The following is an 8,090-nucleotide window of genomic DNA, read 5'->3' as shown; positions in this document are numbered from 1 at the left end:
ATAATTCGTAACAAACGCAGTAAAATCAAGCCTGATTTAGTGAAAATAGCGGCTTAACCCTCTAAAAACTTTAGACTGTCAAGTTAATTATACATATATCGGCCAGAAGAGATATAAATTGAGCGGTTTATCTGCTGCGGCAGAAGATTAACGCAAGAGCCGGGGACAGCCTGGAAAATCTGAGGAAGAAACCATACGGGGGAAAAAAGGAAAACTGGCACGCCCGGAGGGATTCGAACCCCCGGCCTACGGATTCGAAGTCCGGCGCTCTATCCAGCTGAGCTACGGGCGCAAACAAGAAAGAACCAGTAGAATTAAGAGAAAATGGGGTGAGTAGAGGGATTCGAACCCTCGACCTCAGGAGCCACAATCCTGCGCTCTAACCAACTGAGCTACACCCACCATATGTTTGAAGGTTTTTTCTCATAAAGGAAAAGCGCTGTTCTGTCAATAGTAATTTATCCCGAACATGCCGCCGTCTCCCGACCGGGCGATAACTCACCAAAGGAGTTGAAGGCCCAACCGGGCACCAATGGTCAGTAGGATAAAGCCAAGAATCATTTTGCGCAGCCGTAAAGAAAGGACCGCATTCAAGCGGGCACCGGCAAAAGAAGATAGCACCGACCCCAGGGCCAGCAGGAGAGAATAATCAGCGTGAATCAGACCGACTTCAGGAAAAGAACAGACCCCGCGACCCGCATAAGAGATGCAGGCCGCCACTGCGGTAAAAATCATGATGGCATTTGAAGTGGGGGCTGCCGTTTCGTTGACCACCAAACCGCTGACCAGCATCAGCGGTGTTGTTATGCCGCCACCGCCGATACCGGTAAAACCGGCCACCGTTCCACTGGTGGCCCCAATGCCAAAGGAACGGAGCGGCGATTTTCGCCCTTTTTCCCGCGCTTTTATGGTTCCCAGCCTAAAGGTCCGATAGGCGAGATAGAGCAGAAACACCATCATTATACCAATCAGCAGCGCTTCCGGCAACAGCGGAGCGAGCCGGGCAGCCGTAAAAGCAAAGAGTGACGATCCGCAGGCCAGCCAGAAAACCACCGACCAGTTCACCAGCCCTTTGCGGGAATACATGCAGGTATTCCAAAGCGTCAGCATGGCAATGGCTCCCATGCTGGTGGCCATTGCCTGCAGGTGGGAAAGCTTGCTGACCATCGTCAGCCCCGGGACCATAATGATGCCACCTCCAAGGCCGAAGACCGATGAGAGGATACCGACAACCAAGCCGAGGGCCGCGACAACTATCATTTCAACCATTGGAGGAAATTCCCTATAACCACGAACTGGCTGTTTTCTGTCTGCCGGCAAAAGCGCAAAAGATCGTTCAATAAAAATGATGGATAATCTCTTCGGGCCGGCTGATGCTCGCATCAGCCGGCAGACCATCATCATGACCATAGCCATAACGGCAGAAACAGGAAGCGACGCCGGCGGCAGCGGCAGCCCGCAGATCCGTATGGTGGTCGCCAATCATCACTGCCTGCCGACCGGCAACCCCAAAGCGTTTGAGAACCAGCTGCAACCCATCAGGAGCTGGCTTTTTCCTCAGGACATCTTCAGGTCCGATCACCTCCTGAAAAAAGGAAAGGATGTCGAGGTCGGCCAAAACCTGCAGGGCCAGGTCTTTCGGTTTGTTGGTAACACAGGCAAGCAGTTTATGCTCATAGCGCAACAGCACCTCAAAGATCCCCGGATAGACCCTCGAACCTGCTGCCGGCTGAAGACGGTAGACATCAAGGAACCGCTGAAACCACCGATCATCGGCCGCACCCATGGCCCGCTCCATAAGCAGCCGGGCGCCATCGCCAATCAGGGGCCGCACCTGCTCATCGGACAGCGTTTTCCTGCCGTTCTCCCGCCGCACCACATTGACCGCCCTGGCAATGTCGGGCAGCGTATCGGCCAGCGTCCCGTCAAGATCAAAGAAAAGTACCTGCACTGGAAATTTCATAATCAGGATCCCAAACCCTCTACCAGCGACGGGCTTCAGGCGGGGTCAGGATAATCCGGGCATCGACCACATTGAGCCCGTGCTCATGGACAATCACCGGATTGAGATCCATCTCCTGGATGTCAGGATAAGAGCCGATTATTTCAGAAACCTCCAGCAGCAGGTGCTGGAGAGCTTTCTTGTCCACCGGTGGTTTGCCCCGGAAACCATTGAGCAGAGTGGCCGACTTGATATCATCAACCATCCGCCGGGCCGAACGGGCGGAAATGGGCAGTACCCGAAACGCCACATCCTTTAAAACCTCCACCATAATACCGCCGATGCCAAACATGATGATGGGACCGAACTGATCATCGATTTTAGTGCCGACAATCACCTCCAGGCCTTCCTCAATCATGGGCGCCACCAGCACCCCTTTGATGAGCGCCCGGGGATCAAATTTCTCCGCGCTGGCGATAATCTCATTATACGCTTGGCGCACCTCGTCAGGAGTCGATAGATGGAGTTTCACCCCGCCGGCATCGCTTTTATGGAGAATGTCCGGGGAAACAATCTTCATCACCACTTCCCCCTCAATGCCGGCGGCCATCTGGACCGCCTGCTCGGCTGAATTGGCCAGGCAGTCAAGACAGACCACCAGGCCATGCAGGCTCAGCAGCTCCTTGGCCTCATGTTCCAGCAGCGCCGTTCGCCCTTCCTGGCGCGCCTGCTGAAAAATCTCCCGGCCCCGGACCTTGGATTTTTTCCCTTCGGTAAAGGTAAATTTAGCTTTCGCCTTGTAACCCCCAAGATAGCCCCCGTATTCCGCCAGCACCCCGACAGACTTGCAGGCAATTTCCAGTGAATCATGGACCGGCACCTTGTAGTAACGCAGCAGATCCAGCGCGTGGGGTTTGGCAAAATTGTAGAGGCTGTGCATGACAATCGGTTTGCCAGTTTCCTTGACCAGCTTGCCCAACCGATGGGCGGCATCCTCTTCAACAAAAGCAAGGCTGGCGGCAAAACGAATGCTGTAGCCACCGAACAGGCCGACCATCAACAGCCCCCCCACATGGTGATCATGGAGAATGATTTCCGCACAGTCGGCAAAGATGTTGGGATTGGCATCAGCGCCGCCGGCCACGTCGATGGGGTTGCGGACCGAAGCCGCCGGCGGCAGGATTGCCCGCAGGCGTTCCTGGGTCTTTTCACTCAAGACCGGCAGGTTGACCCCGAGATCGGTCAACTCATCGGCGGCGATGGTGGCGTGACCGCCGCCATCAGCGAGGATGATCACATTGTTGTTTTTGATCGGCGGCAGATTTGCCAGGCTTTCGGCCGCCGGCAGCAGTTCATCGGAATTTTCGATGACAATAATGCCGGCCCGCTTGAAGGCGGTTCTGGCAACCTCGGACATGCCGGCCAAGGCGCCGGTATGGGAACCGGCCGACTGTTTGCCGGCCGCCGAACGGCCACTTTTCAGCAGGACAATGGGTTTGCTGCGGGTCGTCTGGTAGGCCTGCTGGAGAAAAGCCCGGCCATTTCGCATGCCCTCCACATACATGAGAATGGCTCTGGTATCGGGATCATCGGTAAAAAACTGCAGATACTCGTGAAAGCGGATATCCGCCTCGTTGCCTACCCCCACATAATAGGAAAAGCCCATCTGGGTTTTGATCGCCGCCTCGGTAATCAGGGTCAGGGCCATGTTGCCGCTCTGGGAAAGCAGGGCGATATTGCCTTTGGGAACATTGCGCAGGCCGACCACATTCAGGCGCCTTTTCAGGTTCATCATCCCTGAGGTGTTGGGACCAATAAGGCGAATCTGGTAGCGCTGGGCGGTGGCCACCACCTCTTTTTCCAGCTTTCTCCCTTCAGCTCCCAGTTCGCCAAACCCGCCGGCGATAATCACCGCCCCGGCCACCCCTTTTTTACCACAGTCCTCAAGAATCGCCGGGATGGTTGCCGCGGGAGTGGTAATCAGGGCAAGCTCCACCGGCTCTTCGATATCGGAAACATTGCGGTAGCAGGACAACCCCAGGACACTTTCTTCCCGGGGGTTAACCGCATAGATGACACCTTCATACTTTTCATCGAGCAGGATTCTGATCGCTTGGTATCCCCGTTTGGTTTCATTATTGGAAGCACCGACAATGGCCACCGAACGGGCATTCAGCACCTGTTCAAGTCCCATGATTCATCTCCCTTCATAATGTGGTTGGCGTTTTTCGGCGAATGACCGCACCCCTTCATGCCAGTCTTCGGTATTCATGCAGGCCAGGATGGCCTCCGCCTCGGCCAACAAGACCGTTTCCAGATCCCAGTGGGGAGCTTTTTGGAGAAGCTTTTTGGCAAAAGAGATGGAGATGGGCGCTTTGGCAGCCACCGACCGGGCAAGATTGAGGGCCTCCGGCAACAGCTCCTCCTGGGGGACCGACCTGAGGGCAATACCAAGAGCAGCTGCGGCCGGGCCATCGAGAACGGTGCCGGTATAAACCAGCTCTTTGGCCTTCATCATTCCCACCAGCCGCACCAGATGGGAGGTCACCCCGCCGCCCACAAAGGTGGCCAGGCCGGTTTCCGGAAACCCGATGGTGGCCGAATCAGCCATCAGGAGAAAATCACCGTTGAGGGCCATTTCGCTGCCGGCTCCCCGAGCCGGGCCGTTAACCGCCACAATCACCGGCTTGGAGAACTCATAGAGCTGGCGGGTGGTTTCATGGGCCAGAAAGATATACTGCCGTTTCTGCCAAGGGGACCGTTCACCGGCGGAATGCTTTTTCAGATCAGCCCCGGCGCAAAAAGCCTCCTTGTCGCCATCAGGCCGCCGCCAGGTGGAGCCGGTAAGAATCAGTGCCCGGACCTGGTCATCATCGCGAGCGGCAGCCAGCACCGTCTGCAAGTCAAGATACATCTGTTCAATGACCGCGTTCATCCGCTCCGGTCGATTGAGGCGAATAACCCCCACCTGTCCATCGAGATCATACACTACCGTTTCCAGTTCCATACGCTCCTCCTTACCAGCGTTTACCAAAACAGCTCCACCTTACCATGAAAAAACTGATATAAAACTCCTCGCTTCGCAGGGAATGAAACTTTACGGTTTATTATCTCCCATCAAACAGCTTGCCGATTCACCCTTCTCTTGTGGACATATCATAGCCCCGAGAAAAAGCCCAACCCTTTCCCACGACACAACCTGCCTGAACTTTATTGTATATTGTATCCGATATATGCTATATACGCTGGTCAGCGGTCAAGCTGCCGATGCAAAAACTCGGTCGGAAAATCCCCTGATGGGAGAACGATAAACCACCGACCGGCGGGCCTCAAAACGAACAGCTGTTGAAGCACAAGCACCACGGAGCAGATATGAAATGAACAGTAAATCGATTGACACCATAATTATTGGCGGCGGGATCAGTGGTTTGCATGCCGCCTCTCTGCTGGCAAAACAAGGCAGGCCTTTCCGCCTTGTCGAAGCCAGGAACCGCCTTGGGGGGCGTATCTTCAGCCCCAACTACAAACAACTTTTCACCGATCTCGGTCCTTCCTGGTTTTGGCCGGCTATTCAACCACGGATGGTAGCCCTGATAAAAAAGCTGGGCTTGGATGCTTACCGGCAGTATGAAGATGGTTTCGGCCGTCATCAACTGGCTAACGGCAGCGTCCGTACGATGAGCGGCTATACCATGGAACCCCAATCCTGGCGTCTCAAAGGGGGCATGCAAGCCTTGGTCACAGGATTGGCCGCAGAGATTCCGCCGACCGCCGTCAGGCTCAACCAGCCGGTCTGCACCATCACTAAAACCGACAACGGCGCCCTCGTCGGCATCGGGATACTGGAACAAAAACCTCTTGTAACTTATAAGGTAAAACAGGTGATTATGGCCCTGCCGCCTCGACTGGCAGCTGCCAGCATCCTGTTCACCCCAGACCTTGCCCCGCATCTAGGCCAGGCAATGCTGAAGATGGGAACGTGGATGGCAGGCGAAGCAAAATTCTGTGCCGTCTATGATGAACCGTTCTGGCGAAAAAACAACCTCTCCGGTCAGGCATTCAGTCAACGGGGACCGATGGTGGAAATTCATGATGGCTCCAACGGCAATGAAGGACCTTATGCACTGGTGGGTTTTGTCGGCATTCCGGCCGCCGGGAGGGGCAATAAGGAAATCTTGCAGCAGGCTATTATAGCCCAGTTGGATGAGCTGTTTGGCAAACAGGCCCATGAGCCGCTGAGCTGCTTCTATCAGGACTGGGCCTGTGAGCCTTACACGGCAACCCGCTTCGATCAGCAGCCAATGCGCGAACACCCGGAATATCGGCCACCAGCGGGGAAAACAGCTTTCTGGGGGGAAACGATCCGCTTCGCGGGCACGGAAACTGCGGACCAGCAGGGCGGTTACCTGGAAGGGGCATTGATGGCAGCCGAAAGATCCGTCTCAGGCTGAAAAGCTCCTGGACCATGCATCGATAACCCCAGGAGTGGCACCAAAGTGCAGATGAATATAGCTGGCCATAACGTTTTGGTCATGGATGCCGCACTGTTTACCGGTGCTGGTGCGGTCAACCTGAAGGTAGAGGGGTTGTCGTGGCTGGCTCAGTTCCATCTCTGACCAGTGGAACTCATGGCCACGCAAGGTAGTCCCCGGGGGACCGAAAGGGGTTTTGCTCACGGTTGCCACTTCCCGGTAGCCCAGAGAACAAAGTTTCGGGGTCATGTGCGAACGCCCCGGCACCACGCCACACATGGGAAATCTATCGCCCACTGCGTTTTCCAGGCTCTCCCCCAAGTACATGAAACCGCCGCATTCGGCATAGATCATCCCACCATGGCCGGCAAATGCTTTGATGGCCGAGCGCATGCTTTCGTTGCCGGCCAACTCAGCGGCAAACACTTCCGGAAAGCCGCCACCTAGCATCACCAGCTGAGTCCCGACCGGCAGTTCCCGGTCTGTGAGCGGGGAAAATTCGACAATTTCAAACCCGGCCTGGCGCAGCAGATAGAGATTGTCAGGATAGTAAAAATGAAATGCCCGATCACGGGCCAGAGCCAGGCGTACAGCTGCCTTTTGCACCGTCCGCACTACGGATGCCGCAGGTTTCGGCATCCGGACGATTGCCAACAAACGGTCAATGTCGATATGGCGTTCAGCCCCGTCAGCAAGCCGCTCAAACCACCCATTCGCCTTTCGATTTTCCAGAAAAGGCACCAGACCAAGATGGCGTTCCTCAAGCTGCCATTCCTCTTTGTTCGGCAAAGCACCCAACAGCGGTGGCAGGTCGGCGCCCGCCAGGGCCTCCTGCAGCAGCTGCCCATGGGAATCGCTGCCGACGTTGTTGGCAATGACTCCGGCAATGGAAATCTCGCCATTGAATTCACAAAATCCCTTGACCAGGGGCGCAATGCTACCCGCCATACCGCCGGCGTCAACCACCAGGATGACCGGCAATCCGAGGAGCCGGGCACAGTCGGCACTACTGCCTTCCAGGGACGTAGGTGAAAAACCATCAAACAACCCCATAACCCCTTCAACAACGGCAACGTCGGCAAAACGGCAGGCCCGGGCAAAGGATCGCTGCACCCCCTGCGGGGTCATCATCCAGGTATCGAGGTTGATCGATGGACACCCGGCAGCCCGGGCATGAAAGGAGGGATCGATATAGTCGGGGCCGCATTTGCATGGCTGGAGGGAGAGACCACGGCGTTTGAGCGCCCGCAGGAGAGCCAGGGTGATGGTCGTCTTGCCGGTTCCCGAATGGGTTGCTCCCAAGCAGAAAGCCGCAAAATCACCTTTTTGCGATATGGTTTTTAGCACCGGTCCCCCCGAACAAAAAAAGGAGCCTCCATCTTGAACGCCTCAACTCCTCCACAAGATTGGCGCGCCAGGGAGGACTGAAACTCCTGGTCTACAGATCATATGACACCAAAACTTGGACTCCTAACACAGAAGCTAACATTTTCGTTGACATTTATTACCATGCAAATCATATATCTACTTGTTATCAAACAATATAGTAGTAACAAAAGATATAACACATGAGGTGCAACATGTTGCTTAAACTTGACAGTCTAAAGTTTTTAGAGGGTTAAGCCGCTATTTTCACTAAATCAGGCTTGATTTTACTGCGTTTGTTACGAATTATT

At 55.1% G+C, this 8,090-nt stretch carries 6 protein-coding genes and 2 tRNA genes; 1 reads left to right on the top strand and 7 read right to left on the bottom strand.

The genetic code is table 11. From position 1 onward, the window contains the following. Positions 1-215: 215 nt before the first annotated feature. The 6 genes from JXO50_12135 to JXO50_12110 all read right to left on the bottom strand — a co-directional run bounded on the left by JXO50_12135 (position 216) and on the right by JXO50_12110 (position 4,949). A tRNA-Arg gene (locus tag JXO50_12135) sits at positions 216-292 on the bottom strand. A 33-nt stretch (positions 293-325) separates the two neighbouring features. Further along, positions 326-402: transfer RNA gene (locus JXO50_12130), tRNA-His, on the bottom strand. A gap of 96 nt (positions 403-498) precedes the next feature. Then, entirely contained in the window at positions 499-1,269 is a 771-nt protein-coding gene (locus tag JXO50_12125; protein MBN2333837.1) for a sulfite exporter TauE/SafE family protein, read from the bottom strand. 67 nt (positions 1,270-1,336) lie between these two features. Beyond that, complete coding sequence (locus JXO50_12120) at positions 1,337-1,963, bottom strand: HAD-IA family hydrolase (protein MBN2333836.1); 627 nt, start codon at positions 1,961-1,963, stop codon at positions 1,337-1,339. Positions 1,964-1,982: 19 nt separating this feature from the next. Next, the gene (locus JXO50_12115) at positions 1,983-4,136 is read right to left on the bottom strand and encodes an acetate--CoA ligase family protein (protein ID MBN2333835.1); all 2,154 of its coding nucleotides are present in this window, start codon (positions 4,134-4,136) and stop codon (positions 1,983-1,985) included. Positions 4,137-4,139: 3 nt separating this feature from the next. Beyond that, positions 4,140-4,949, bottom strand: coding sequence for an enoyl-CoA hydratase/isomerase family protein (locus tag JXO50_12110; protein MBN2333834.1), 810 nt, complete (start codon positions 4,947-4,949; stop codon positions 4,140-4,142). Positions 4,950-5,319: 370 nt separating this feature from the next. Between JXO50_12110 and JXO50_12105 the strand changes: the two genes are divergently transcribed. Then, positions 5,320-6,393 (top strand): FAD-dependent oxidoreductase, encoded by a 1,074-nt coding sequence (locus tag JXO50_12105; protein ID MBN2333833.1) that lies wholly within the window; start codon positions 5,320-5,322, stop codon positions 6,391-6,393. Here JXO50_12105 and JXO50_12100 read toward each other — a convergent pair. After that, entirely contained in the window at positions 6,385-7,761 is a 1,377-nt protein-coding gene (locus JXO50_12100; protein MBN2333832.1) for a cobyrinate a,c-diamide synthase, read from the bottom strand. The genes JXO50_12105 and JXO50_12100 overlap by 9 nt on opposite strands. Between the last annotated feature and the right edge of the window lie 329 nt (positions 7,762-8,090).

The sequence above is a fragment of the Candidatus Anaeroferrophillus wilburensis genome, from assembly GCA_016934315.1.
Taxonomy (GTDB): Bacteria; Desulfobacterota; Anaeroferrophillalia; order Anaeroferrophillales; family Anaeroferrophillaceae; genus Anaeroferrophillus; species Anaeroferrophillus wilburensis.
Note: the sequence above shows the minus strand (reverse complement) of the source record. Positions and strands in the feature narration are given on the sequence as shown.